We start from the raw sequence: 25,954 nt of genomic DNA on the forward strand, positions 1-25,954 counted from the left end.
CCCATCAACCTTCTTTTTACTTCCATCACAATGGTGAGAACTTTTGTTATATAGTGACTACATCAAAAAAGCGGCCTCAGCAATATATAAGCTGAAGGTCGCTTTCGCATATTTATTCCAAATGATCCAACCACTGATAATACTCATTTTCTAACTGTCCTACGGTAAACTTATTTCTTGCATCCATTAATTCAGGGTTAATTTCGCATTTATCGGCATCACGAAGTAAGATTATTCGCTCAGGTGCGTCCATATGTCTCCCCCCTAAAACATGCTCATATGAACTATGTATGATACCTTTTATAAAACTATTCTCAACTTAAGCAACATCTCTCATGCTATAGTATACATTTAATAATAAATCGAGCCTCTGACTAAGTTGAATAACTTCAGGGTCGACGAGTGGTTTATTTGACCCCAAAGTATTTAATTTTCCTCGTAAAATCTCAATAGACTTCAGTATTTCTACAGCACTCATTCATCGTCTCACTCCCAATGGTATTTTTTGGACATTATCTCAACACGATTGCTATTATATTCCAAGTATTGACTAGAATCAATGAATCCGACAATATCTGTCATCTTAATAAAATTCATAAACCAATAGAAAAAATTCATGGTTCTTATGTTATTGGACATTCTGCGATTCCTTTGATTGCGAGGACAGAAACCAAACTTTTCCACTCTCATCGTTATGAGTAAAAGGATTTCGAAGGTTTATGTTGAATATTTTAAATATTATGTTAATACCCACTTATTCCCTAAATCATAGTACCGATTAGAAAAGAGACAACTCCAATAAGGACTATCTAAGAAATCTTTTGAAAGAGAGATGGATGCCTGTTGAAACAGAGTTCTTTACTAGTGGTTGATGACAATCCGGGAATTTGTATACTTTTAGAAGACCTCTTTTCCTCTCTAGGTTACACAGTAGGCACAGCTTCTACGGGACTCGAAGCCTTAGAATTGGCAAAAAAACAGTTACCAGATCTAATAATATCGGACCTCAGAATGCCGGGAATTAGCGGCATTGAGCTTCGGGAGAGATTACTTAGTCTCAATCGGAATATGAAGGTTATCTTGATGTCTGCATACGCTGACAAGCAAGAAATGGATAAACTAGCGCGTAAACACAAGATCGATTATATGTTAGATAAACCGTTTGATTTGGAACATTTAAGTGGTGTTGTTGATGGCCTATTGAAATGACACGATTACCGATAGCATTTTGACAAAACACATATTAACGGAACCTTTTTATGTATCCTTATTATGCCGTCCTTGCTGTGGGGCGGCTCTTCAATTTATTGGGGGTATTGGCAGAGGTTCCAGAACATAGTTAATCTGAGCTTCGTAACTTCCTTCTAACACGATCTAAAAAAATATCCCCTCACTTGGAGGGTAAATGGAGGAGAAGCAATGCCATAAAAGAATTTATGTTAACCGCTTTTAGAGGGAGTTAAACGTTTATGTATCAGGACGAGCGCCCATTACATAAGGGCACTCATCCTTGTTATTTTATTGAATTTCGATTTTTCGGTTAGTATCTTGAACTACTCTCTTAGGCAAAGTCACCACCAAAACACCATTTTCATATTTGGCTTGGATACCATCACTTTTAATACCATCAAACACGAATTTGCGAGAGATTGATTGCGGATAGCGTTCTCGGCGGATATAGTTTTCTTTCTCTTCCTTGACTTGTTTATCTTGTTCTACCGAGATTGTTAACACATTATCTTCAAACGAAACATTTAAATTTTCCTTATTCACGTTAGGAAGGTCTGCTTCCAGAATATACTCGTTGATGTTGTCTCTGATATCAACCTTTAGATTGTTGTCGCATTGTGTCATCCTGGAAAAGAAAGGCTCGTTGATAAAATTTTTGCCATGATAAATTTACTCCCGAAGAGTTTACTATTCTGGTTTCTACGAAACTTGTTATTGTGCCTATTAATACGATTTATGACTTAATACTATAGCAACCAGGCTATCATGTTCCATTTAAGAAATTTAGACCCTATGGCTTTGCGTCCCACTCTTTCAAGCGGTTTGCCCATTTACGGTTGGTGAAGTGAATCATCTTAGGAGCGCTAGGACTAAATAGTAATTGTCATTTATTTTCCTAAGCTGGAAAGGTCAAGACTTTCAAGGTGGTTTTCCGTGAGAAGTATATAACTGTCCTACCATTTTGGAAAATCTCTCTGTCGATCATAAAATGATTAACAAAATTATGCTAGACATTACCCATCATGACTAACTTCTCAGCCATTTGCGTAATTTGCGATAAAGCATTTGATAGTTCTGTTGCCGCGCTGGCCTGAGATTTTGTAACTTCACTGAGTTGCTTAACTGATTCTATCAAATTATTAACCGATACCCGAACTCTAGTAAGATCTGATTCAATTTCGAGAGTTGAAATTTTCGTAGTTTCAGATAACTTCCTTATCTCATTTGCAACCACAGCAAACCCTCTACCATGTTCTCCAGCACGAGCCGCTTCAATCGACGAGTTGATACCAAGAATGTTACTCTGGGCTGAAATTTTGTTAATTTGAGCTGTTACTTTATTGGTATGCTCTACTTCGTGTGTAACTTGATCGGTCTCATTGCTCATTGCTTTTGTAGTTGCTGCAAGTTCTTCCGAAGTAGCTGTGAGGTTTTCGGAAATCGAAGAAATTTCTTCTACTGCTGTAAGAATTTCCTGACCTGCCTGAACTAAGTTATCATAATGCTCCGTTGATATACTAACGGTGATACATCCAACAATCACTCCATTTTGTCGTATGGGATTAGCTATTCCTACGTAAGGTATGCCTAAGACCTCTTTGGAAATTCGCTTAACTACACGACTACCTGTACGGAGTGCTTCTTCTGAAGCAGTATTTTCTGGTATTCGATCGCCAGCATTTAGCTTTAAATTTAGTCGCGGTCCGTGATAAGCCGCAAGTACCTTCTCTATATCTAGCAGTGTTATAGCCGTTTCAGCATCAAAGAGATCCTGTAATTCTCCTGCAATTTCCAAATACGAATCAAGTTTCAATTAACTCCCTCCCGAAAGTCTTAATATAAAATGATTCCATTTTGAATTATATCCATTTCGAACTATGAAACTAAAAAATTAACCCCAGTCGTTCCTGATAATAGGTCTCAAATATGAAAGAATATCTTTGTTTTCTTGATGATCAATGCTTAGAATCTTCTCAAGATAGTTAAGACCTTCCGGGGAAATCGATAATGAAAAATCTATTACTTGTTCCATTATTTGTTTACCCGCTTCTGTCAAGGCCAGATATGTGACTCTGCCATCGTCAGGATTTGAGGTTTGGCTTATAAGCTTCTTTTTCAATAATGTCTTAGCAAGGGAAGAAAGAGTGTTTTTGGCAAGTCCACTTCTATAAGCTAAGTCAGAATAACTTAATGAACCATCAATAAACAATTCCCACAAAATGTAAAGCTGCGCTCCTGATAGACCAACAAGCTTTGCTACTTTCTCTCTATAGATTTCCATTTGGCGTGTTATTTGTTTGATTAAACGATAAAATTCAAATGCATATATTAATTTTTCCTGATCACTAGACATTTCGATCTCCTTAAAAATCTTTTGACTCATAAATGTTTCGACAATATTTTAATAAATTCCTCTATTTTGTCGCATATTTTTAATATTTAGTCTTAATGGATTTAGCGATCCGATCTATGAATATTAGCTATTACCATCTCTTGCAAGTTTTCGCTTTTTAGGCTTTGAGGGATTATTTCTAGATACCAATAAAGCTTTCATAGCCCATTCCGCTAATTGTTCTCTGTTTTCCAAAATATCAACAGGAACCTCGTAATATGGCATTAACATGGGCTTGTCATCAAATGGTTTGAATGGTTTCATGCCTGCCATTATATAATCTGACTTATTAGAGTCATCCACCTTAAAATAAAGGACGTCATCGGCAAGTAAACCGAAAATCAAACCGTCATAGTAAATACTCGCTCCTCCAAACATCTTTTTGACCGTTACAAAACCCAACTTTCCGAGTTGGTCGATTACATATTCTTTGAAGCTATCGCTAACTGACATGATGATCCTCCAGTGTTAGTTGTAGAAACTTCACATAACAACTCCGCTCCCTCGGACCATCAAACTAACAAAAGTAAATACCTTGCCAGCGGCCCAGGAGCAATTTTCCGTTATTAATAATCACGGTTTGGGATGCCCCTGCCGTACTGTTTTCTAGCGAGCTATCACTTATTCTCTCTCTTAGTTTTAACAGCAATATTCCTATTATTTTCCATCCTTTAGTTCTGTCACTTATAGGATGAATCACTCTCTTCTTTATCAGAGTCCATGAACCACATCCTGATCTAATATCTTTTTTCGGTCTTTCCAGTCTGGCATATGGATACTTAAGAAATCATAAAACTGTTTGCTGTGATTTGGATAAATAAAATGAACTAGCTCATGCAATACAACATACTCTATACATGCTGGTTTTGCCTTAACTAAATACTGGTTAAATGTCACAACGCCTCTTTGTACGCTGCAGCTTCCCCAAAGTGTTTTCATTTTTCGTAAAGCAATCTTAGGGTAGGCAACCTCATATTTTCTTATAATCGGATATAGCTTTTCCAATTCTGCTGACAAAATCACCAGGGATTCTTTTCTCCACCATTTTTCAAACAGTGCCAATAGATTACCTTGATTGTTAATGTCGTTGCTACAAACATGTATGACTTTTCCTTCTCTGTAAACAACTTTTTTATTGCTCCGTGTTACCGAAAATATTAAATCTTCGCCCAACAATTTTATCGACATTCCATTTCTAATCTCTACAGTTGCAGCATATCCCTTGGTTTGGACGAATTTGTCCACTTTAGCTTCTATCCAGCCACTTTTTTCCTTCAAAAATTCTTTTATCCATTCAACTGGAGCAGATCTTGGCGTGGAGAGCTTAATCGTTTGGTCTGGGAAAACTTTAAGGCGGGAAGTTTTCATCTGCTTGCGCTCGATTTCTACATATACAATTCTTTTTGATGATGGTAATGTAATCTCCTGTATCTCCATACTAATACCCCTTTTTGGCCACCATCATTATCTCATCAATAATAATGTCGATGGTATCCAACGACCAGCTCAGATTGTTATCCTCCATATAATCAAACAACAGGTCATCAAGTTGCTTTTTAATATTTCTATGGACAATTACGTTATCTCTCCAGTCACGCTTCGCATACTCAGCAATCGTGGATTTGATTTGCAATGATAACCTGCCCAGCCCATCCTCATTGTATCCAATGACTTCACCCAGCGACTTTTTAATTCCGCTGCACACTGCGCCGTAAAATCCCTTGGCATGACCATCGTCCATAATGATTTCGGGATACACAACAGAACTTCTGCCCTTTCTGTAGTCTTCTGCCATATTTTCCATGGACGAAAGATATTTTTCGCTGTCACGTTCTGCCATATACTCTTGAATCGTTTCGTTAATTCGATCCATAAAGGTCATATACATGATCGGATCATCATACCGGGTACTTTGCAGAACTTCCACTTGACGAGTTTGGATGGCTTCCGATTTTGCTTCTTTTGAACCAAGTCTTGCTAACTGTTCCTGCATCTTATCTTTATTCAAAATATCAAGGGGCTCAATAATTATCTTAGCGTCTTCGGCATTTACATAGGTATTCAGTAATTGTCTAATACCATCTTCATATTTGGAGAAGTCAACACTATCATTGAAACGGAGCGAAACACTGTCTTTTAGTTTCTTAAAAAAGAGATAATCACGACGGTATTCCTCAGACTTTTCAAATCCTACAGACTCAAACAGTCCATAACTTGCATAGAGAAAATCTACCTGCTTCGCAAATGAAGACAACTTCTCGTAAAAATCTTTTCTGGTGTTATATTCACGTAAGCGTTCCTGCCACACATTAGCACTGGTTTCTTTCTTAGATATTCCTTCAAAGACTTTCCAAAGTTCATTATGGGTCTTTTCAAGCTTTGTTTTTTGTTCAGACACCGCGGAAATTGCATTTCCGATGTCCTCTCTGTCAAAGCCGCTCATACCGGATTTTTCATCGCTATATAAATCCAATGCGGAATTCAGTTTTTTGAAAATGCCGATATAATCTACGATCAGACCAAAGTCTTTGCTTTCGTACACACGGTTCACACGTGCGATTGCCTGCAACAAAGTATGCTCTTTCAGAGGCTTATCAACATATAAAACTCCTGCAATCGGTGCATCAAATCCTGTTAAAAGCTTATCTTTTACAATAAGCAAATCAATATCACCGTTAGTGGCAATGAATCTCCCTGTAACAGAGTCTTCATACGTTTCATAATTGTTTTTGTATAATGGGTCAACTTCTTTTCGGAAAAAGTCTGCAATAATCTTTGCCGACTCTTTGGTGTTTTCTTCGTCTTCTCCCTCTTTTTGTGTGTTGGGTGTGATTACAACAGCAGGATTGATACCACCTAAGTTCTTAAGTAAATAGAACATTTCTACAGCGGCTGCTCGTGAAGAACATGTCAGCATTGCCTTATAGCCCTTCGGCTTTACATAACCGATAAAATGTTCATGCAAGTCAAATGCAACCATATTCAAGCGCTGCTTCGTCTGCGCAATGGCTACAAATCTGCTGTACTTTTGTTCTAAATCCTTGCGTGCATCATCTGCCAAACCGACAGTGATATGTTTTAAGTGCTCGTTGATTTGCTTGCTCGTAACCTTCTGTGGAACTACTCTTCCTTCATAAATAATTGGCACTGTAACACGGTCATCAATAGCATCCTGCAAGGTGTATTTATCAATCAGCGGGCCAAATTTAAGATAAGTGTTTTTAGCACTTTCTACCGTTTCTTTTCCGTTATTCTTTGGTTGCTTTAAAAGCGGTGTACCCGTAAATGCAATCTTTGCAGCATTGGGCAGTACCTTGCTCATATAGATATTCATCTTGCCATATTGCGTTCTGTGTCCCTCATCAATAAACAGAAAAATATTATCCTTTTGATTACTGTAATCTTTCTTAATTGCCGATTCGAATTTGTTAACCAGTGCCGTAATAACCGTATTACCGTCGTCTTTTAATAGATCAATTAAACCCCGGCCTGTTTTAGCTCGGTGAGGACTCATTTTTGTATGGATAAAGTTGTCACGGATTTGTTTGTCAAGATTGATACGGTCGGTAACCATAATGAACCTTGGGTCTTTAATCAGGCTGTTGGATCTCAGGCTTTCCCGTAAAATCATCTTAGTCAACATAATCATGGTCAGGGATTTGCCCGAACCTTGCGTGTGCCACACAACGCCATTTTTGGTGCCTGCGTCATCTTTTAACAAGATGCGATCCATGCACTTTTGAATAGCAAAATACTGCTTATAGCGGGCTATCTTTTTTACATTGTTATCGTAAATAATAAAATTACGAATGAGATCCAGCAAACGCTTAGGCTGCAACAGGGAAATAAGTGCTCTGTCCTGCTCTTTCGTATGCCCATCGGGCGAACATTTTCGGCACCAGTCCTGCAACCAGTCCTTGTCGTCCTCATGCCACGAAACAAAGTATTTGGCAGGGGTACCGCAGGTACCATACAAAACCTTATCAGGGTTCACCGCAAGAACAAGCTGTGAATATTGAAAAAGCTGTGGGATATAGTCGTTGCCCCAGTTTCGTATGTTTTGTGTGACGCCTTCCATAACATCAACACCGGACTTTTTGCATTCCATAACCACGAGAGGAATACCGTTCACCAAAATAACAATATCCGGACGGGCAAATTTACCATTCGGACGTTCTACTTCAAATTCATCTGTTATTTGAAAGGTGTTATTTTCGGGATGTTCAAAATCAATGTAGTCGATATCAAAAGACTGTCTGGTGCCATCAGGCAGGGATTCTTCCAGGCTTTTGCCCGTACAAAGCAAATCGTAGATTTCTTTATTAGCTGCAAACAACCCAGCTGCACTTTGCAGGTTGATGGCACGAATGGCACTGGCAATAGATCCACCCGAAAAGAAACGTTTTTCACTTCCGAATGGATAGGTTCGTTTGCTTAAAAACGACTGCAATTCATCCTCAAACAGCACGCTTTTACGAGAGCCACGCTTTTGCTCGGCGTCACTTCTTGGCACGATAGTGTATCCTAATTTTTCAAGAACTTTTAATGCCCTATCCTGCGACTCGGGTCTTTCATTAAATATTGTATGGGTTGGCATGGCATTCTCTCCTCGTATCTGTTTTGACATTGCTCAGACAGACACCGCTAAAGCAGATATAGCAGGACTGTAAACAGACCTGCTCGTCTTTTGCACTATTTTGAATCTTTAGGTGGGCACGGATCATTTCCGTGACTGTCAGAGGATTGGATTTTACCGTCCAGCCCATGAATTAAAAATTCTGTGCCTTGGCTGCGGCTTATCTCTCTGCCCGCATTAACTGCATCTTTCTTTGTATTAAAATGGCCGCTGGAGCGCTGTCCTCCGCCACGTTTTACATCCCAACCACCGTTGGTGTTGTGTACTACATGATGTGTATCTCTTGGCATCATCTTACCTCCTATGCTACGGAAATTTTTATTCCATTTGAGAACTCGTTCCAATACTTTATTACTAGGTCTTTATTATCTCTAATCCAATTTTGGGCAGCCTTTATTTGAGGCGGTGAGATTTTACCACTGCATGCTAGAATTTCCGCACCTTCAATTGCGATGGACATAGAAGCGCTTGATGTAGACACATGCAAATGAGCCTTATTGTGCTTGCCTTGTTCATTAGTATAAACTTCAAATTTAATTCCGTTTATCTTTGCTATTTGAACAAAATCGGAAATGTTTCTTAAAAACATCTCCCATTCCACAAACTTCATCTTTTCTTGTTCAGTCATACATTCACCCTCACAATTCCCGTTAACAGTAACTGCATCAGAGCTTTTTTCTTTAGTTGCCACTGTTCCAATTCCTGTTCTAAGAGCTCGATTTTACGATCGGCGGTGGAAAGGATGTCGGCAATTGCTGTTTGCTCATCAGTATGCGGGTATTTCAGTACGATTTTAGCAATATTCATTTTACTTAACCCAAACACCTTCATTCCTGAAGCGTAAAATGCGATTTGTTTTTTTATTTCATAACTTTGGAAACAGAACCTCTTGAAATCTAAAACCAATTCTTCACCTATGCTTTTTGCTGGTATAGTATGTAGTCCTGCAATAAACGGAATCGCATTCTCATTTTTCACAACAACATATTTACTAGCTCCTTCGTAATCCTCTGAAGCATCAACAAAAACAACATCACCATCATAAAGTAATACCTTGGAAGATATATTATCTATGGAAAGCTTAGGAATTGAATCAAAATTCCGTTGAACATCTACTACTCTAGATGTATTACTATGAATATCTCCATAGTGTAAATAGCATGTTCCAATTTCACTGAGTTGCTCACGAGATGCTGAAAGAGATGGCCCAAATTCAAAAAGTTCTCCCATCGTTTTCTCTTTCCACTCGCCCTCAAAGCCTTCCAAACGCACACCGCTATCAGGGTTTAACAGGTTTTGCATCAGCCATTTTTTCTGTTTGCTTTCTTCGGAAATCAACTGTTTTTTTAGTTTGATTACCTTATCACAATGGGTAAGAATCTCCACAATTTTTTCTTGCTCTTTAATTGATGGAATACAAATTGGAAGATCAAAAAATTCCTTGTCACCTATGTTCATCCGATCATGTCTAGCGCCATAATTGGCAACAGAATACATATACTTATTCCACAATGAAGAATCAAAGTAGAAATTAAGATACTCATATGACACATATTTTTCACCAATGAGATTAAACACTGTATATAGTGGTGAAACGATTCCGTCAATTCCTAATTGATTAGAATGAATTGGGCCATATGGAGCAAAAGCCGAAATTCTCGGATTATACACAAAATCTTTGTCTTTAACTACAAAGTAGGTATCTATATTTTCCGCATTCGCAATATCTTTTTCAAAATAATCACTTTGTCGTATTACTCCTTGTGCTGCCGTATTAGAGAGCACAATATCATATTTAAAGCCTTTGTTTTTTTGAATTCTCTTTTTGCAGAGTTTACTTAGTTTGAACTCATTCCATATTATTGGTGATAAGCTAAATCTATTTTGATACCCCTCCGGGATTTTACCATTCTTCACTTGTTCTATTCGCTTTTTTATTTCATTGGTCATCGAATGACCTCCTATATGTCTTTTCTGTTTTTCGGCCTTTGGATCTGTTTAAAGTCCCAGAGCCTTTAAATAAGCTTCCATCTGTGCCTCAACCTCTAAAATCTCTGCTTTAATTCGTTTGATATTACTCTGCACCTGCTCAATATCCACTAGCTCTTCTTCCTCAAAGGTGTCCACATAACGGGGGATATTCAGGTTGTAGTCGTTTTGCTGGATTTCGTCCAGGGTGGCCACATGGACGAACTTGTCAACATGCTGTCTGTTTTGATAGGCTATCACAATATCGTTGATATTCTTTTCGGTTAATTCATTTTGGTTTGTGGCTTTTACATATCTTAAGTTGCCGTTCTCATCCTTTTTGCTGGCATCGATAAATACAACATCGCTGTTAGCTCTGCCTTTTTTAAACACTAAGATACAAGCTGGGATACCAGTGCCGTAAAACAGGTTCTCAGGCAAGCCAATAACAGCATCCAACAGATTCTCATCAATTACTCTTTTACGAATAATGCCCTCTGAAGCGCCACGGAACAAAACACCGTGCGGAGCAACGGCGGCAATTCTGCCGTCAAGTGCAAGGCTGCCAATCATGTGGAGGAGAAACGCCCAGTCACCTTTGCTTGCCGGGGGTACGCCCCAGTCAAAACGATGGTATTTATCCAGTGTAGCTTCCATCTTAAACTCTTTTTTCCCTTTGCCCGTAGACTCGCCGCCGGGGTTAAACCCAGCCGCCCACTTATCCTTGGAAAAAGGCATATTGGCTACAATTGCGTCAAACAAAAGCAGATTCCCGTCCTCGTCCTTAAATATAGGATTGGCAAGTGTATCGCCCCAGGCAATCTTGGCGTCTCTGATTTCATGGATATACATATTCATTTTCGCCATAGCAACGGAAGAACCGTTTACTTCCTGTCCAAAGATTGAAACCGCATTCGCATTTTGCTTTTTTGCCGCCTTAATAAGTAAGGAACCCGAACCGCAAGTAGGGTCATACACCCGCTCGCCTGGTTTAACATCCACAATGCGGGACATTATCTCAGATACTGCCGCCGGTGTGTAGAAAGAGCCCGCCTTCTTGCCGGCCATGCTGGCAAATTGGCCGATCATGTATTCATAGGCATCGCCGATTACGTCGGCAGGCACCTGACCGTCCTTTACTTCAATTTGTGAAGGACGCAGGTCGAGCGGTTCGAAGTCCTCCAGCAGTTCTCTCAGAATTGCATTCTTATGATCTCTTGTTCCCAATGCATTTTCACTGTTATAGTCAACGGTATTCAGCACGCCAGCCAACTGTTGATTATTATCAGCTTCAATCTGACGCATTGCCATATTGATTAACTGACCAATATTATCCGCATGGCGCTGCTCGTAAAGCGATTGAAAAGAACAGTCACGAGCCACTGTAAACGGTAAGTATTGCTTTTGTCGTTCCAGTCTTGCACCCTGATAATCTTTTTCGAGCTTCTGAACTTCTTCTGCATAGGAGTCGCTCAAATATTTTATAAACATAATCGGCAATACATAGTCCTTATAGTTTGCCGCATCAATCGTATCTCTTAAAGAGTCAGCACCTCTCATCAATGCATTTGCTATATCTCTTTTTGTTGTGCTCATTGGGAATTACCTCCGATAATTTTGTTGATGAGGGCACTGATGTGTGCATCCTCTTGTTGAATCAATTCTTGGTATAGTTTTTTACGCTTTGTATTTGCCTGGACTATCTTTGCAATTGTTATCTGCTGGTCAAACGTTGGCAGTGGAATCAGCAAATTTGCTATTGAGCTTATTTTGATTGTTCGCTGGCTTTGCCAGCCTTCCTCTGCCAATATTTTGTTAAGGACGCTGTCCTGCGATAAATAGTAGCGAAGATATTCCGGCAAGACTTGCGATGTCTCTTTTATGCGGATAGTGGATAACTGCGATGGAATTACCAATCCGCTTGTTTCCTCTGTGATTGTGACAGGGCAAATCGGTGCAAACATTCGGACAATAACATCGCCTTTAACCGTAATGAACTGCTCGTCGAGAATTTCGCTGGCATCATAGTCATCAAGAGTTAATTCATCCACTTTTCCATTCTCATCAAGCGATCTAAGATTTAACCGCTTATATGTACAAATTGTACTTGCCTCATCTTTTGCTTCTTTTCTATTCAGCACCAATCCGCTCTGCACATTGGCAATCTCTAATAACTTTAAATACCTCATGGATATCCTCCAAATAAGTCTACCCGTCCACCGAGAGCAGACGGGTAGATAGATTTGTTTAGGAAGTATGTGTTTCTGGGCAACAGTAAGAACAACCGTTAACCTGGACGTTGTATTTGCTTGCTTCGTTAACGGCTTCCTGTGATGTATTAAAATCGCCAAGGTAAAGACGATTTTCAGCATCTGGCAGCCAGCTGCATGTAGAACGATGAACCTCGTGGTCGCCGTTCGTCTGTGACTTCTTGTTTACGTAAAAGCGCATTCGTTTGTCCTCCTCCTTTATTGAGTAACAAGACTCTCTTTGACAAACAAACCGCGGTGTGCGATAATATTTTATCAACTATTTAGCAAATGAGAGAGCTTTCACGAACAGTAGCCGCTGTTTTTGGAAGCTTTTTCTTGTCCTGCAATAAATATAACAGATATTTCGAAGCACGTAAAGTGCTTTTTTACAATATACGATGTCATTCATGATGCATGACTATATTTAGGATTGTACAAATCCTTTTTTCAGTGATACAAATCTTATTCAATCCGATTTGACTCCTAAGCAATATACAATAATAAACTCGACAACGACATGTCGAGTTCAAAGTTTAATATGTAATTTGGAATCGTTAGAGCAGATTTTTCTGTATCGGAGGCAAGGATACCAGTGTCTCCTTTAATAAATGCATGGACTACTTTCTAAAAAATTGGTTTAATACATTTTTTACTTATGGTTACGTATTTTTATTAATACAATCGTCCAATATTCTAAGAAATTCCGATGAAAATCCAAGCTGCACTAAAACTTCGGACAGTAACCTTGCATTGAAAATGAGTAACCTATACTGTCCAGTAGCCTTTTTGAAACTAACAACATCTTGCCAACAAGTTACAATATTAGTCGTAGCAATTATAATAACTCGTTTTGCATCAAATCCATCTTTGGACAAGTGATGCAAAACCTTTTCAATAGTTTCACTATTTACTGCAGTTGTGGTATAACACTTTGCATCAAATGTAAATGGAGCTTCAAAAAATTCGGCCAAATAGTCCGCCATATCAATAGTAAATTTATCTGGATTTCCTGCCCCAGCAGCATTAACTGATATTCTACTATAGATTGGGAAATGGTTAACCAACGTTTTATATTGATACCTTTGAACCTCGCGTTTCCTTATCTCCTCAATGAAAAAAGACGATACCTCATTTTCCAAGGCCTGCCAAGTTAAAGTTCTACTCTTGCTGAGTATTTCCTTTTCCACCCTTGAAACTTCTTCTAATCTCTCTATAACACTCCCAGAACCAGGAATGTCTCTCAAAACATATTTCTTATCTTCAAAGCCCTTCTCCAATATTTCTAATCCCGAAAAGGTAATGAGGTTTTCCGGAAGGGGAATACTATAAAAATCGGTAAACTTTATTAATAAAATATATTCCCCAGACTCGAGGGCACTTAGAATTGCCCGGGTATCTGATGGAAAACAGTCCATTACTACAAGATACCTTTTGTCCTCAAACACGATTATATAGTTTCCATACCTATCAAATGGTTGTACCTCTAAACCAGATTCCGTAATTTTATCCAAAGTATCCTTGAACAATTTTTCATAGTTTATAATGCATAACTCTAATATAGTTTTCTCAATGTCAGATAACTCATTATACTTGTATTCATTTCCGCAATTTTCACATTGAATAAGCTCATCTTTAGGTCTTAAACGGTAAACTATCTCGTTACCACAGCCGATTAACTGATCACCCAGGTTAACAGAATGTCTTCCTAAACATACCGCCACCTTATACTTATCAAACTTGATGTAACCCTGGTTACATAGGCAAACAAGTGGTTGGGGGAGCGTACCCTCAAACTTGGTTCCTTCCCTCGGTATCATAGGCTATACTCCTTAGACAATTTCTCAATTATTCTTAGATCTGTTTCCTGTCGAAGATAATCAATTAAAGCCTGCCTCTTTCTCACTCCCCCGCCCTGTCCAGAAATGTGTACATATGTACCGTTAACTATTCTAGTAAGAAAAATAGTAAAAATATGGTTTTTACTATTTAGATCATAAACGATCTTAAACTTACGCACCTGAGATGCTGGAATAATGTCAACGAAAGCAAGACCGTTTCGGTTGTCCGTTAGTGTATCCCCTAACATAATTGGACCAGAGTCCTTCTTAATAATAATAGACGGTCTACCTTGAAATGGTGTATTGCCTAGTTCAATTTCCGCCATTCTTACATTTGGGATTGCCTCCGAAATAATTCGTTGTACAAAATCGTTTACCGTGTCATCGGAATTACTGTCGCTCCGTGGTACATAATAGGCGGAAAGTGGTCTAATTAGTGATTCCACAATTTTTTGGGCGATTGTACTATAGACTACGGGCTTCACTGCTTCTACAGCTCTGACTTTCAAAAACCTAAAATCACTACTAAACCGTAAAACTAGCCAGTCAGCATTCATTCCCACAATAAACTCATTAAATGTCCTTAGTCCATTGCGCTGAGATTCTCGTAAGATGTAGATAATAACTTCATTATTATAAATTAATACTTTTCGGCATGTGCTGTTTAAATTGGTATTGTTCGCAATTTCAAATTGTCTAAGTATTGTCTCAACCAACTCGGTGGAAACATTTCCATTTGGTACTCCCGTTGCTTGTACTTGGCGTAATTCTGCAAGTATCAAAGGATCAGAGATCCCTTCGTTATTGGTCAATAATACAAAATCCTGGTAAGAATAGGTATCGTAATTGCTTAAATATAGGCAGTTTTTTAAATCTTCCAGTGATAATTCAGTGGTCAACAGAAGCGCCAGAAGAGCTTGTTTATCATCTCTAGCCGACGTCACCGTGTTTATAAAGGTACTTGCTTCAAGGTTTTCGCGAACCGACTCCACAACTACATTTCGTTTGCGTCTTCCAAGAAACTCTTTTAACAGCCGAATGGACCATATGTCTTGGACAAATCCTTGTGGCAATGATTCGGATAGTTGGGAAAAATTTTCGGCTCCTGCCCTTTCAAAAAGTACGTTCCTAATTAGTCTAGGTAATGAAGCAAGTAGTTTTTCGTAATCTTCGCTGATTAAGAATGGGGTAGTAGCTCCTGGATAATCTGTTTCCAAAGTATTCTTCCATTGTTCTTCAGTTATGGTCGCAAGTAGCTCAAGATTGGAACCTATGATTCTGTTCATCTATCCAGCTCCTCTCCATATTGTTCATGACGAGTAGCTCTCCACTCCAGAGAAGGGTTTCAAATCTTTCGGACGCCTTAAACCTTCCACGTTTTTCCTCGTTTTCCTGCCAAGATCGCGGAAATAATCGAAGAAAAAGCGAAAAAGCCAGACCGTCCATAAAAATATGGAACAATCTGGCGATTCACAACCCTACTGCTTTCTAAATAAATTGTTAAAATCATTAGCACTCTTATTCCTAAAATCAGCTCGACATGGAATTGGAAAAGCCCAAAATACTCCGGTGAGGAAGCGATACGCCACTCAACTATCCGCTAACCTTTATAAAAGAGGTTATTTAATTTCTTCTTTATTGATCTTAGCAAGAGCACAAATGAGCGAAGGTGATTTGCATCATTATTTTTAACCAGATATTCAATCTAAACACACGTCTAAACACATACAATTGACCAATATTTCTATTTATAATCAATATTTATGCTGGAATGCATTTCTTGTCCGATATAATTAATATTTACTGACTTGAATTCGGTGATTCTATCCATTAACCAGCAATAAAAATATTCAAAAAAATGGTGTGAAGGTGTAATAGGTTTGCCATCAAGTGTTGTTCCATGGAGTATATGTTCTTTAGTTGTAAGTGTATACTGATCAATTTCTTTGTTATAGAAACTTATCCCTGCTGAAAGGCAACAAACAATATCAAGAGCATGATATTTTGATGAATTCAACTTATTGACTATCGCTTCTAAACTTGATTCACTATTGTAAACAAATAAACTGCAAATAGGCTTAGGCGGCCATTTTTCACTATCCGAAGTATTTTGTATTGGATCATGAATAGCTTTTACAAGAGCGCATTTTTCCTGGATTTCATCAATAGAACTATTCCTGAGATTTGTCTTGCATTCAATAGTTGCAGCAACAGAATTTATCAGGACAATCTCATTTGACTCTCCTACATATAAGGGTGCTACATTATAATTATCATAAATAATAATATCTTGCTGGCTACTAATCCTACTTGCCCCATATATAAAACCAGAGCAAACTGAAAATCTTTTCGGTAAAGCCTTTTCAAAAAACTGTCTAAGGATTCCTTCCGCCTCTCGACCCCTCTCACCAAAATGTGTGATCTCATTGGCGATACTTAAGGTCCCAATTATTTGGTCAACATGCGAACAAATTATTCGAGAAAAAATTTGAGGAGTGTAATTACTTTTTGTTAAAAGTTCCATGTATTCCATAATGCTTTATTTTCCCTTCTTAAATTTTTCACTTTCACTTACTGCTTTCATATGAACGTGTAGTTATTTTGTTTGTACTCCGCAAATCACAATAGTAAACACATATTAAAAATTCTACAATTTCCCCCTCGATCTTTAGCATGACTTGACCGATTCTTTCTGAACATTCAACATATTTCTATATTTTCCTTCTAAGCCTACGAAAAAATTACCTATCTCCCCAGAAAAACCAAAATCGCCAGATCATCCACATAATTATGGAACAATCTGGCGATTACTGTTTTCTATTTTTTCATAGTCTCAGGGGTAGTCCTATATAAATATTCACTATTTTAATACAACTTAAACCCCTATGTCTGAAAGCCGCTCCACAAGCGGCTTATAATCATGTGAATGTTTTCAAACTTACGACCGTTTCGACGTGGTGTGTTCATGGGTACATGTTCCAAAAATGCTGTTTTCTAGACCCGACCACAATTTCGGAGGCCTTGTTCTAAGACGGTATGTAATTCGTGGCATGCTGCTACGGTTTAGGATCAGTTAGAAAAGAGGCGATTGAATCAAAAATGAATATCTCCACTAAACTAAAATGCAACTGACCTATTGGCCAGTTGCATTTTCCTTATCGATTGTTAATCCTTTGATTTTACACGTCAACCGGTATTCTAACGTTGTCTTAGTGTTACACCTTAAATCCCATCATAAGCTTTTTGCAAAGCGTCCACATCAAATTTCTTCATTTTCAGGAACGCCTCTGTCACCCGCTGTAATCGTTTTCTGTCACCAGATTTCATCATTTCATCCATTATCGCAGGGACAATTTGCCACGATACTCCAACCTTGTCCTTGACCCAACCGCATTGTTCAGCTTCAGGTACGGCAGAGAGCTTGTCCCAGAAGTAATCAATCTCCTTCTGGTCCTCACAATTTATCATGAGTGAAAATGCTTCATTAAAACCATAATCCACATCAAAGCCGTTGTCCATCGCAGAAAAAGCGATACCGTTCAGCTTGAATGCAGCATAGTTTATTTTTGCCTTTGGTAACTCTGCTTCTCCTTCTTTATATCTGCTGATTGTCCCTATTTCCGATTTTTCAAAGACCCCAGTGTAGTACCTTACAGCTTCTTCAGCTTTCCCGCATGATTCATCTGAGAAAAGCAAGTTGGGGGTAATCTTTTGAACACTTTGGCCATGGTCGGTAAGCATCAACTGCCAGGATAAACCGTACCGGTCCTGAACCCAGCTATACCGCTTACTAAAGGGGTATTCACCCAATGGCATTAATTCTGTTCCCCCTTCAGATAATGCTCTCCACTTGGTATTCACCTCTTCTATTGAGTAGCAAGCGACCATCAAGGAAACGGATGGGTTGAATTTGAAGAAAGGGCCAGCACTGATCGCCTTAAATTGCTGTCCGGCTAACTCAAAACTTACACTTTCTGCGTCACCTGATGGGGTGTTTTCTATAACTGTTACATCCAATAGTTTCGATTGGTCAAATAAACTGGTATAAAACAGGGCCGCTTCTTTGGCCTCCGTATCGTACCATAAATGCGGAACAATTTTTTGCATAACTTGCTCCTCCTTAACACCACTTAGCTGGATTTTATGGAGTTCATTGCATAGGGACTACTGGTAACAAATGTGGCAAGTGGAACTCAACTTGTTACGTTTATCAGAAGAATGCGCCTTGCCATGATTTCTAAATGTTTTATTTCAAATTATTCCATTCTTTTTAAGACAATACCAAATGTTAATTACTAATGCGACACTAGTTACTATAGTTATTTCTAAAATTAAAGGAATAGTTATTGGAGAAGAACGCTTTTTAACCACGTAAAGTATAATACTATCATTTAACGCAATAACGAGGACTCCTCTGATTATTAGCTCTGTAAATATACTCATTAACATCAAACCTCCTTTTACCATTGTTCTTCTAATCTATTATCCAAATAATTTCTTAATTCAATTCGCATTTTCCGACATACTCCTAAGGTTCAAAGTAACGGAGTTTCATAATTCTGATGCAAAACTGTAAAAAAAATGTTTCCCCACACTACTCTTGCAGTACAGAGAAACACATAATTTTTTACCAAAACCGCTATATATAGTGGTTACACCACTGGACTTTTTCCATATTTAGTCGTTGTGTTTTCTTTCGAGGCGAACGATGCTCTCAACGTGGACTGTCCACGGCAACATATCAGCCTTGTACAAAGGGCCTGATGTTAGTTTTTGGGACCGAAGGAAGTCACCCAGCAATTATTACCAACACGTTTGACCGTGTTCAAGCTGAAAGGCGCGTCGTAGTGATATTGAAACCGATATTGAGAGCCCAACAACGTCAAAATAATTTTGTGGAGATAGCATATCACAAAGTATGTTTACCGCAGGTGCAGCGGGCTGTTCCGATATTGTTTTTTAGTTGAATTGAATCATTTATCATCTTATTTATTTGCGATAACAATTCAGAAAATTTCTGCTGTGCCTTAAAATAGGGGCCAGCAGAAAGGTCTTTATTTAGCTCTTCTTCCAAAACTCTAAGTTCGCTAAACTGCTGAGCAGTAGCTTTTTTTCCTTGACGGAACAGATTTTCTAATTCAGTTTGTAACTTATTAAAGCGTTCAATCAAATCTTGTGCATCGATATCATTTATTAGTATTGTCTCTGTTTTAATTAATTCTTGAAATTCACCTGATTGAACAATAGCTTCACACAACTCCTTTGCTTTAGTCAATACAGTCATCTAAAATCCCCCTCTTAACATAATTAAATTACTTCGACCTTATAGGTCCACATCTCATTCTCTATACCCTTTTGTTATGCAACTTTAAGTGATCTCAGCTAAATTCATTTAAGTTCTTTTCTATTATTTTACCTTTAATACTTTAATTATTGTGTCGATTTACCTGACTTAAACTGATAAAGTTAATTTCTCATTAATATAATTTACTCACTCAATATGAAGTTTTACATTTTTAACAATCCGGTCTCAAAACTTCTTGAGGTGGCTCAATTTCATTGGCATGCCTCCATTTATCTATACTGATACATCTTTCTTCCATTTGCGAATAAACCGATAACATGTGGAAAAGGATTTTTTGAATCACGCCGCTGTTCGTCCATAGATAATTATACGCCAAAACCAGGGCAAGTTTTGTTTTATCTATTTCCTAATCGACTTTCTGGAAGATGACAAGGCCATCGAAGTCGCCAGTCACGATGAGAAAAACTATACGTCCTATTATTGAGTAAATTGCGGCATCGGCAGCTCATTGAAAGCAGCATTTTCTCGTGCTATAATGCACTTGCGGTTTATATCAAAAGCGTTAAAACTACATCAGACGGTTTTGAAAGGGTTCGGTTTATGGAAAGAGAACATATTGACGGTGATCGGAACTTTAACCTATTTTTATTGGCAGGGTTGTTCGCCGGGATCGGTACAGGCATTAATACATCGATATTCAACAACTATTTAAACGACATATTCAGGCTGTCCGAGAATGTCAGAGGTTTCCTTGAAGTACCGCGGGAAGCGCCGGGTTTCTTTATCATGCTAATTTTGGCGGTTTTAAGTTTTTGCGGTGATGTACGAATTGCAATGCTCGGTATGATAGCTGCAGGATTGGGGATGCTTGGGCTCGGCCTGTTGTCGCCGACCTTCGCGGTTATGATTATCTGGATGATGATGTACAGCCTCGGGACACACATGGTCATGCCCGTCACGCCATCCATCGGCATGTCCCTGTCCAAGCAGAATACTTTCGGCGCCAGGCTTGGAACAGTTAGCGCTTTCGGCCTGTTCGGTAGTATTGCTGCTTATGTTTTTGTCTTCCTGAGCTTTCACTTCCTGCACATGACCTATCAGCTTGCTTTTATCGTAGGTGCTGTTTTCTATATGTTCGCAGCTTTAGCGGTGGGACTGATGCATAAAGGTGAACCGAAAGCCAGGAAAATCAGGTTTATTTTTCGCAGACGCTATACGCTCTACTATGTACTAGCCGGCGTTAGCGGTGCGCGGGCGCAGATTTTTCTGACGTTTGCGCCATGGGTGCTGATTAAAGTGTTCGGTGTGCAGCCCCAGATGTTTGCCATTCTGGGAATGATTGTCGCCTTGGTAAGTATCGGGACTCGTAAAATGATCGGCAGATTGATAGACATCCGGGGCGAGCGATTCGTTCTGACTATAGAGGCCGCTTTATTGTTCGCCATCTGTCTTGGGTATGCGTTCTCTGCCGACATTTTTCCCGCCGGCATCGCTGCGATTATTATCGCCGGTTGCTATGTCATCGACAATTCCATGGCTGCGGTCGAAATGGCGCGGTCAACTTATTTACGGAAGATTGCCGTCGATCTTGATGATGTGACCCCAACGCTATCGACAGGCGTGAGCCTGCAGCACGTCGCTTCAATGACGATTCCCGTTTTTGGCGGGCTTTTATGGTTGGCTTTTGGATATCAAGCAGTATTTATGGGTGCAGCCGTTATCGCATTCCTCAACTTTATACTTTCACGCAAAATTAAGATTGAGGTTAATCCCGCCCTTAAAGCGTAATAAAACATATTTGGTAAGAAAGTACAATACCAATAGATAATTATTAATAAGCCTTGAGTTACATATCTAAATAATTTGTTGAAGAACGCCCTTAGCAATACCCTCAACCCCTTTTCACTCACTCCAGCTTGATCGAAGCAACTATATCCAGCTTTGAAGATTTAAGGGCGGGGCTTATTGATGCAATCAACATTAGAGCTATACCTGACAAAACATAAATAAAATATGAACTAACAGGGAAATGGATATCCTGGGAGTTATTCGTGCCAGCTAAAACAACGATCATTAACGTACCGGCCATAACACCCAGCAACCCGCCGATTATACCGCCTGTCAACGATTCAATAAAAATCATCTTGACGATCTGAACCTTGCTCATTCCTATGGAACGAAAGACAGCCAAAGATCGGCGGCGGACCAGAAAACTTATCAAAAGATTGTTTAAGACACCAAATACTCCTATGATGATGGCCAGCACTGAAAAGCCGGACATGAGTATAGTACTCTGCTGATTTTCATTCATATAGTCTTCCTGGATTTTCACTTTTGTCTGTAGGTAAGGCGATGACCTGATAAATTTAGCTTCAATCTTTTTCAGAACAACATCAGGATTTTGAGAAGTTTTAATATAGATACTTGAGTAGTACTCATCCTGATTGTCCGCTTTTAAAAATCTCTGGGATACCAGGCCAATATATTTGCTCGAAGCGAAATTATCAAAGAAGCCTATTACGTTGTACTCTTTTTCTCCGCCTTTCAGCTTAAGTTTAAGCAAATCCCCTTCCTTTAACTTCAGTTTTTCCTTTAAAGCATTAGTCAGTAAAATGTTGCGCCCTTCATCCAGCTGGTTAAACTCCTTTTGAAGGTCCTCGGACATTGGGAAATTCCAGAAGTCTAAAACCTTTGTTGTATCAATCCCCTTGATTCGAGATAGTTTATCATTCCTGCCGGGAAGTTCAACGCCATAAGCTTCGCTATCTCCATAGACCTCTTGAACACCGTCAATGCTCAGCAGCCTGTTTTCGACCGTCCGATCACCTTTTTGTATACCCATTTCAATATCATACAAGACATTTTTGTATTGATCCGTTATACTCATGACACTATCGTAGCTGGCTGTGTTAATTAAAAGCAAACAGGCAAGGCCAATGGCCAGCATTGATATATTGTTAATTATATTTTGGTTTTCTCTTAAATTCTTGGCAGCTAAAATTCCAATATTACCAAAAGCAAAAACATACAACCTTTCCAACAACTTAGCAAAAAGTGCCGTGAAATTAGGGACAAGCATGACGACAGCCAAGAGGGATAAGATCATCCCTACACTTCCCAGAATAGGTCTCAAATCATCAGAATCAATAAGCGAAAAAACAAAGGCTATAATCATGAAAGCTATCCCCAGCACCGGCCATAACTTTCTTCGCCTTGTATCTTTTTGCACAATGTTTAAAACAATTTCCTTTATTGGGATTTTAGATACTCTTAAAATTGGGATCAGCGAGCTTGCCAGGCAAAGAATCAAGGCCATGCTAAAGGCCATCAGAAAATTAATTCCTGAAAACTGAATGGTAGTATGAAACTCCATACCCTCGGAACCATTGACCATCTTACTTAAAGCATAGGACATCAAATACAAGATTCCTACTCCCACGACACACCCTAAAAGACCACCTATAATACCGTAAAAAATGCTTTCTCCTAACAATAAATAATTGGTCATTCGTTTAGTCGCGCCTATACTACGGAAGGTTCCTATTACTGGAAGCTTTTCCGTGGTAATTACCTTAAATGAAGAATAAATAATAAATATGCTCATAAAAAAAACAATAGATGACAGCATCAGAAAGACGGCCGATATCATGGAGGTTTCCTGTTTTATTTCCTCCAGAGGAAAAAGCTCAAATACCTTATAACTCTTATAATCGTCTGCTAACTGCTGAATCATCGTCTGTTTGTCTTCTGGGTTTAATAGTTTAATATAAATAGACCCTACCTTACCCCGAGCATTGCTATAAGTACTTAAAAAATCTCTCGGAACAAGAGCGGCAATTGATTTGCTGTCGCCTTTAAAAAATCCCGTTGCCGAACTGATAGCGCATATTTTCAACTGTAGTCTGGATACCTTGTTCTCGTGTTCTAATTCCAATTCCAGACTGTCGCCTACCTTCAATTGATACTTAGCGGCATCCGCCTGGCTCAAAACAATCTTCCTGCCCTCAAAAGGATATAAATTAGACTGCTGTTCAATTGTGAATGGGTTCATTTTTTGGATATCTTCAAGCTCAGCTCCCGTTAAGTTTACTGGAATCTTTTTATTTACCCCAGGTTGATAAATTGCATTATTCTTCAGCTCACCGATGATATATTCCGTACGATCGCGATACTTTTCCGCTCTTTGCATATAGAAAAAAGGAGATACCGATTTTTCAGTAGAAACGATGGTAATATCCGCATTTCCCACCGAAGCTTGAATTCCTTGAATAATCATTTCATTCAGGCTCCCGGAAATAGCTATTGAAGCGAAAAAAACTCCGGAAGAAAGAACAATGGCTAGAATAATCAGAAATGTACGCAGCTTTTTTTCACCCATACTTTTAAAGATATACTTAGTGATTACACCCATCATAACACTCCCTAAACAGCTTCTCGACCCGATAAGGACATGCTGCTTTGCTTGCTTCTTGCTTTATCTAGTTTTAAGCCCCCCACTTCTATAAGTGGGGGTGGGTCCTTCGTTCACTTCTGATCCTGTTTCTTATTTTCTGCACTGATCGTAACATCGACGTTAAATTCCGGGAGCAAAAAACTATCCTTTTTTCCAATTGCTATGCGTACAGGAATAATGGTTTCATTGTCCTTTTGAACTGCTTTCTCGGCGATAGTCACAACTTTTCCTTTATATGTCCGGGATTTGTCTGCTTGAGGGTTTATCGCAACCTCTGCTCCTATTTTCACATCCTTAATAAATTCTTCAGCCACATCAGCTTCAACATAAAGGCTGTCTTTATTGAGGATAGTTAGTATTTTTTTTTCCTGATCGGCACTGATAATGTCCCCTTGCGCGCAGCCGATTTCACCCACAACCCCATTGTCTGCATCGGCAATGATGTCATTGTCTTTTAAATAGCTCTTGCTCAGCTTTTTCTGCATCGTTTGAATGTCAAATTCCAGGGAGACTGCTTTACTGTTCTTCTCATCTCTGGACGTAATCAGATCGGCCAGCTCGTTTTGGATTTCTTTTCTCCTGCTTTCCTCAGAATAAACAGCATCATCGACGGCTTTTTTCTTCTCATTTGCTGTGTCCCTAAAATGATTCAATTCTTCGAGAGAAAAAACTCCTGCTTTATAGAGTTCTTCCCGCGCCGTCAGTTCCTTTACGGCACTGGCATATAATTCTTCCGCGTGTTTTCTCTCATTAATATATTTCTTAATATTTGGATCGCTGCTATTATCCAGACCGTCCCGTTTCGCTTCATAATTTCTCTCTATGTCTGCTAATTCCAACTGCAGATTGCTTAATTCCAGCTGCTTGCTTCTGATCTGATTCTGATAATTCTCCGTATCCAAACTGATTAATGTCTCCCCCCTGTTTACTGTCTGCCCTTCTGCCACATTAACTTTAGTTACAACCGCGGGAATATCTAGATTAATCGTTTTCACCTCGCTGGATTTTACGACGCCAAAAGCTTCAACAACTTGCTTAGTCACAGGTTTTGCCGCATTCTGACCAGTATTTTCGACTTTTTTGCCGCAGCCGGACAGGCTAAAAAGTAATAGTCCAATACTCCCTGCAATTAAGCTGCTCTTTAATAACTTTTTCACCGTTAGCATACCATCCCATCTTTTAAGTTTATGACCCTTTGGCCGTAATCTGCTGCTTCCTTAGAGTGAGTTACCTGAACAATGGTTCTCTTTTTTTCCGTATTGATGGCCTTCAACAGTTTCATGACTTCTGTCCCTGTTTTCGAATCTAAATTACCTATCGGCTCATCCGCTAAAATAATCTCCGGTTCATTGATTAGAGCTCTGGCAATCGCTACTCTTTGCTGCTGCCCCCCCGATAATTCCCTGGGAGTGTGTTTTTTTCTGTCCGCAAGACCGACAATCTCTAATATTTCATCAAGTTTACTTCTGTAACTCTTTATTTTTTTCCCGTCAAGCAAAATCGGCAGCAAAACATTTTCTTCCACACTTAAATTCGGAATGAGATTATAAAACTGAAAGACAAATCCTATATCCTTTCTGCGCATTGCACTTTCATCCCGATCTTTCATTTGAGAAATCTCTTTGCCATTGACTTTAATGCAGCCGGATGTTGGTTTATCCAATCCACCGATTAGATATAAAAGAGTGCTTTTTCCGGAGCCTGATGGACCCATGATAGAAACAAACTCGCTTTTGTGAATCTGTACATTAATATTTTTTAATACCTCTACCTCAACCGTTCCCAGCTTATAGATCTTCCGCAGATCCTCTACTTCAATCACCGCTTCCATTGCTTCACCTCATAAAACTCTGAAATTTATCAGTTCTAAATTAACAGTA

The 25,954-nt window shown here is 39.0% G+C and carries 25 protein-coding genes, 1 pseudogene and 1 riboswitch; of the genes and pseudogenes, 2 read left to right on the plus strand and 24 right to left on the minus strand.

The genetic code is table 11. The features are described 5' to 3' along the window. Positions 1-112: 112 nt before the first annotated feature. Together B5771_RS24080 and B5771_RS02685 are read right to left on the minus strand one after the other, a co-directional pair. Positions 113-253, minus strand: coding sequence for a hypothetical protein (locus B5771_RS24080; protein ID WP_172408129.1), 141 nt, complete (start codon positions 251-253; stop codon positions 113-115). 66 nt (positions 254-319) lie between these two features. Next, on the minus strand, positions 320-478 hold the full coding sequence (locus B5771_RS02685; RefSeq protein ID WP_088186130.1) for an aspartyl-phosphate phosphatase Spo0E family protein: 159 nt from the start codon (positions 476-478) through the stop codon (positions 320-322). Positions 479-843: 365 nt separating this feature from the next. Here B5771_RS02685 and B5771_RS02690 point away from each other — a divergent pair, with 365 nt between their 5' ends. Continuing rightward, positions 844-1,209, plus strand: a complete 366-nt coding sequence (locus B5771_RS02690; protein WP_088186131.1) for a response regulator — start codon at positions 844-846, stop codon at positions 1,207-1,209. 309 nt (positions 1,210-1,518) lie between these two features. Here B5771_RS02690 and B5771_RS02695 read toward each other — a convergent pair whose 3' ends face one another. The 19 genes and pseudogenes from B5771_RS02695 to B5771_RS02785 form a co-directional block, all read right to left on the minus strand. Further along, positions 1,519-1,854: an Hsp20/alpha crystallin family protein gene (locus tag B5771_RS02695; RefSeq protein WP_088186132.1), complete on the minus strand. Its 336-nt coding sequence runs from the start codon at positions 1,852-1,854 to the stop codon at positions 1,519-1,521. 123 nt (positions 1,855-1,977) lie between these two features. After that, positions 1,978-2,067: riboswitch (cyclic di-GMP riboswitch) on the minus strand. A 169-nt stretch (positions 2,068-2,236) separates the two neighbouring features. Next, complete coding sequence (locus tag B5771_RS25005; RefSeq protein ID WP_088186133.1) at positions 2,237-3,043, minus strand: methyl-accepting chemotaxis protein; 807 nt, start codon at positions 3,041-3,043, stop codon at positions 2,237-2,239. Positions 3,044-3,121: 78 nt separating this feature from the next. Further along, positions 3,122-3,583, minus strand: a complete 462-nt coding sequence (locus B5771_RS02705) for a MarR family transcriptional regulator (protein WP_172408130.1) — start codon at positions 3,581-3,583, stop codon at positions 3,122-3,124. A gap of 123 nt (positions 3,584-3,706) precedes the next feature. Next, positions 3,707-4,075: a TfoX/Sxy family protein gene (locus B5771_RS02710; protein WP_088186135.1), complete on the minus strand. Its 369-nt coding sequence runs from the start codon at positions 4,073-4,075 to the stop codon at positions 3,707-3,709. Positions 4,076-4,139: 64 nt separating this feature from the next. Next, positions 4,140-4,244, minus strand: a pseudogene (locus B5771_RS24660) (YjbQ family protein); the annotation flags it as partial. Positions 4,245-4,333: 89 nt separating this feature from the next. Further along, on the minus strand, positions 4,334-5,059 hold the full coding sequence (locus B5771_RS02720) for a SprT family zinc-dependent metalloprotease (RefSeq protein WP_088186137.1): 726 nt from the start codon (positions 5,057-5,059) through the stop codon (positions 4,334-4,336). 1 nt (position 5,060) lies between these two features. Beyond that, positions 5,061-8,219, minus strand: a complete 3,159-nt coding sequence (locus B5771_RS02725) for an HsdR family type I site-specific deoxyribonuclease (protein ID WP_088186138.1) — start codon at positions 8,217-8,219, stop codon at positions 5,061-5,063. A gap of 95 nt (positions 8,220-8,314) precedes the next feature. Then, positions 8,315-8,548, minus strand: a complete 234-nt coding sequence (locus tag B5771_RS02730; protein WP_088186139.1) for a DUF2188 domain-containing protein — start codon at positions 8,546-8,548, stop codon at positions 8,315-8,317. 11 nt (positions 8,549-8,559) lie between these two features. Beyond that, positions 8,560-8,886 (minus strand): DUF4160 domain-containing protein, encoded by a 327-nt coding sequence (locus B5771_RS02735; RefSeq protein ID WP_088186140.1) that lies wholly within the window; start codon positions 8,884-8,886, stop codon positions 8,560-8,562. Continuing rightward, complete coding sequence (locus B5771_RS02740; protein WP_088186141.1) at positions 8,883-10,208, minus strand: restriction endonuclease subunit S; 1,326 nt, start codon at positions 10,206-10,208, stop codon at positions 8,883-8,885. Before B5771_RS02740 ends, B5771_RS02735 begins: the two co-directional genes overlap by 4 nt. 48 nt (positions 10,209-10,256) lie before the next feature. Beyond that, positions 10,257-11,822, minus strand: coding sequence for a type I restriction-modification system subunit M (locus B5771_RS02745; RefSeq protein ID WP_088186142.1), 1,566 nt, complete (start codon positions 11,820-11,822; stop codon positions 10,257-10,259). After that, complete coding sequence (locus B5771_RS02750) at positions 11,819-12,415, minus strand: restriction endonuclease subunit S (RefSeq protein WP_088186143.1); 597 nt, start codon at positions 12,413-12,415, stop codon at positions 11,819-11,821. Before B5771_RS02750 ends, B5771_RS02745 begins: the two co-directional genes overlap by 4 nt. Before the next feature lie 58 nt (positions 12,416-12,473). Next, the gene (locus B5771_RS02755) at positions 12,474-12,677 is read right to left on the minus strand and encodes a hypothetical protein (protein ID WP_088186144.1); all 204 of its coding nucleotides are present in this window, start codon (positions 12,675-12,677) and stop codon (positions 12,474-12,476) included. 460 nt (positions 12,678-13,137) lie between these two features. Continuing rightward, positions 13,138-14,295, minus strand: coding sequence for a hypothetical protein (locus tag B5771_RS02760; RefSeq protein ID WP_088186145.1), 1,158 nt, complete (start codon positions 14,293-14,295; stop codon positions 13,138-13,140). After that, a complete protein-coding gene (locus B5771_RS02765) occupies positions 14,292-15,602 on the minus strand; it encodes a hypothetical protein (RefSeq protein WP_088186146.1) in 1,311 nt (436 codons plus the stop codon). The genes B5771_RS02760 and B5771_RS02765 overlap by 4 nt, the downstream gene beginning before the upstream one ends. A gap of 77 nt (positions 15,603-15,679) precedes the next feature. Next, positions 15,680-15,826: a hypothetical protein gene (locus B5771_RS24090; RefSeq protein ID WP_172408131.1), complete on the minus strand. Its 147-nt coding sequence runs from the start codon at positions 15,824-15,826 to the stop codon at positions 15,680-15,682. Positions 15,827-16,060: 234 nt separating this feature from the next. Next, the gene (locus B5771_RS02770) at positions 16,061-16,849 is read right to left on the minus strand and encodes a DUF6602 domain-containing protein (protein WP_088186147.1); all 789 of its coding nucleotides are present in this window, start codon (positions 16,847-16,849) and stop codon (positions 16,061-16,063) included. 689 nt (positions 16,850-17,538) lie between these two features. Further along, the gene (locus B5771_RS02775) at positions 17,539-18,423 is read right to left on the minus strand and encodes a VOC family protein (RefSeq protein WP_088186148.1); all 885 of its coding nucleotides are present in this window, start codon (positions 18,421-18,423) and stop codon (positions 17,539-17,541) included. Positions 18,424-19,225: 802 nt separating this feature from the next. After that, complete coding sequence (locus B5771_RS02785) at positions 19,226-19,600, minus strand: YlbF family regulator (RefSeq protein WP_088186149.1); 375 nt, start codon at positions 19,598-19,600, stop codon at positions 19,226-19,228. Positions 19,601-20,221: 621 nt separating this feature from the next. Here B5771_RS02785 and B5771_RS02790 point away from each other — a divergent pair. Beyond that, positions 20,222-21,409 (plus strand): MFS transporter, encoded by a 1,188-nt coding sequence (locus tag B5771_RS02790; RefSeq protein WP_088186150.1) that lies wholly within the window; start codon positions 20,222-20,224, stop codon positions 21,407-21,409. Positions 21,410-21,527: 118 nt separating this feature from the next. Here B5771_RS02790 and B5771_RS02795 read toward each other — a convergent pair whose 3' ends face one another. From B5771_RS02795 to B5771_RS02805, 3 genes are all read right to left on the minus strand, one after another. Continuing rightward, the gene (locus tag B5771_RS02795) at positions 21,528-24,032 is read right to left on the minus strand and encodes an FtsX-like permease family protein (protein WP_088186151.1); all 2,505 of its coding nucleotides are present in this window, start codon (positions 24,030-24,032) and stop codon (positions 21,528-21,530) included. Between the two features lie 113 nt (positions 24,033-24,145). Then, complete coding sequence (locus B5771_RS02800) at positions 24,146-25,240, minus strand: efflux RND transporter periplasmic adaptor subunit (RefSeq protein ID WP_088186152.1); 1,095 nt, start codon at positions 25,238-25,240, stop codon at positions 24,146-24,148. Next, positions 25,234-25,905 carry an ABC transporter ATP-binding protein gene (locus B5771_RS02805; protein WP_088186154.1) on the minus strand — a complete coding sequence of 224 codons (672 nt, stop codon included), beginning with the start codon at positions 25,903-25,905 and terminating at the stop codon, positions 25,234-25,236. The genes B5771_RS02800 and B5771_RS02805 overlap by 7 nt, the downstream gene beginning before the upstream one ends. Positions 25,906-25,954 lie beyond the last annotated feature (49 nt).

The sequence above is a fragment of the Desulfosporosinus sp. FKA genome (genome assembly GCF_002196785.1).
In the GTDB taxonomy this organism is placed as follows: domain Bacteria; phylum Bacillota; class Desulfitobacteriia; order Desulfitobacteriales; family Desulfitobacteriaceae; genus Desulfosporosinus; species Desulfosporosinus acididurans.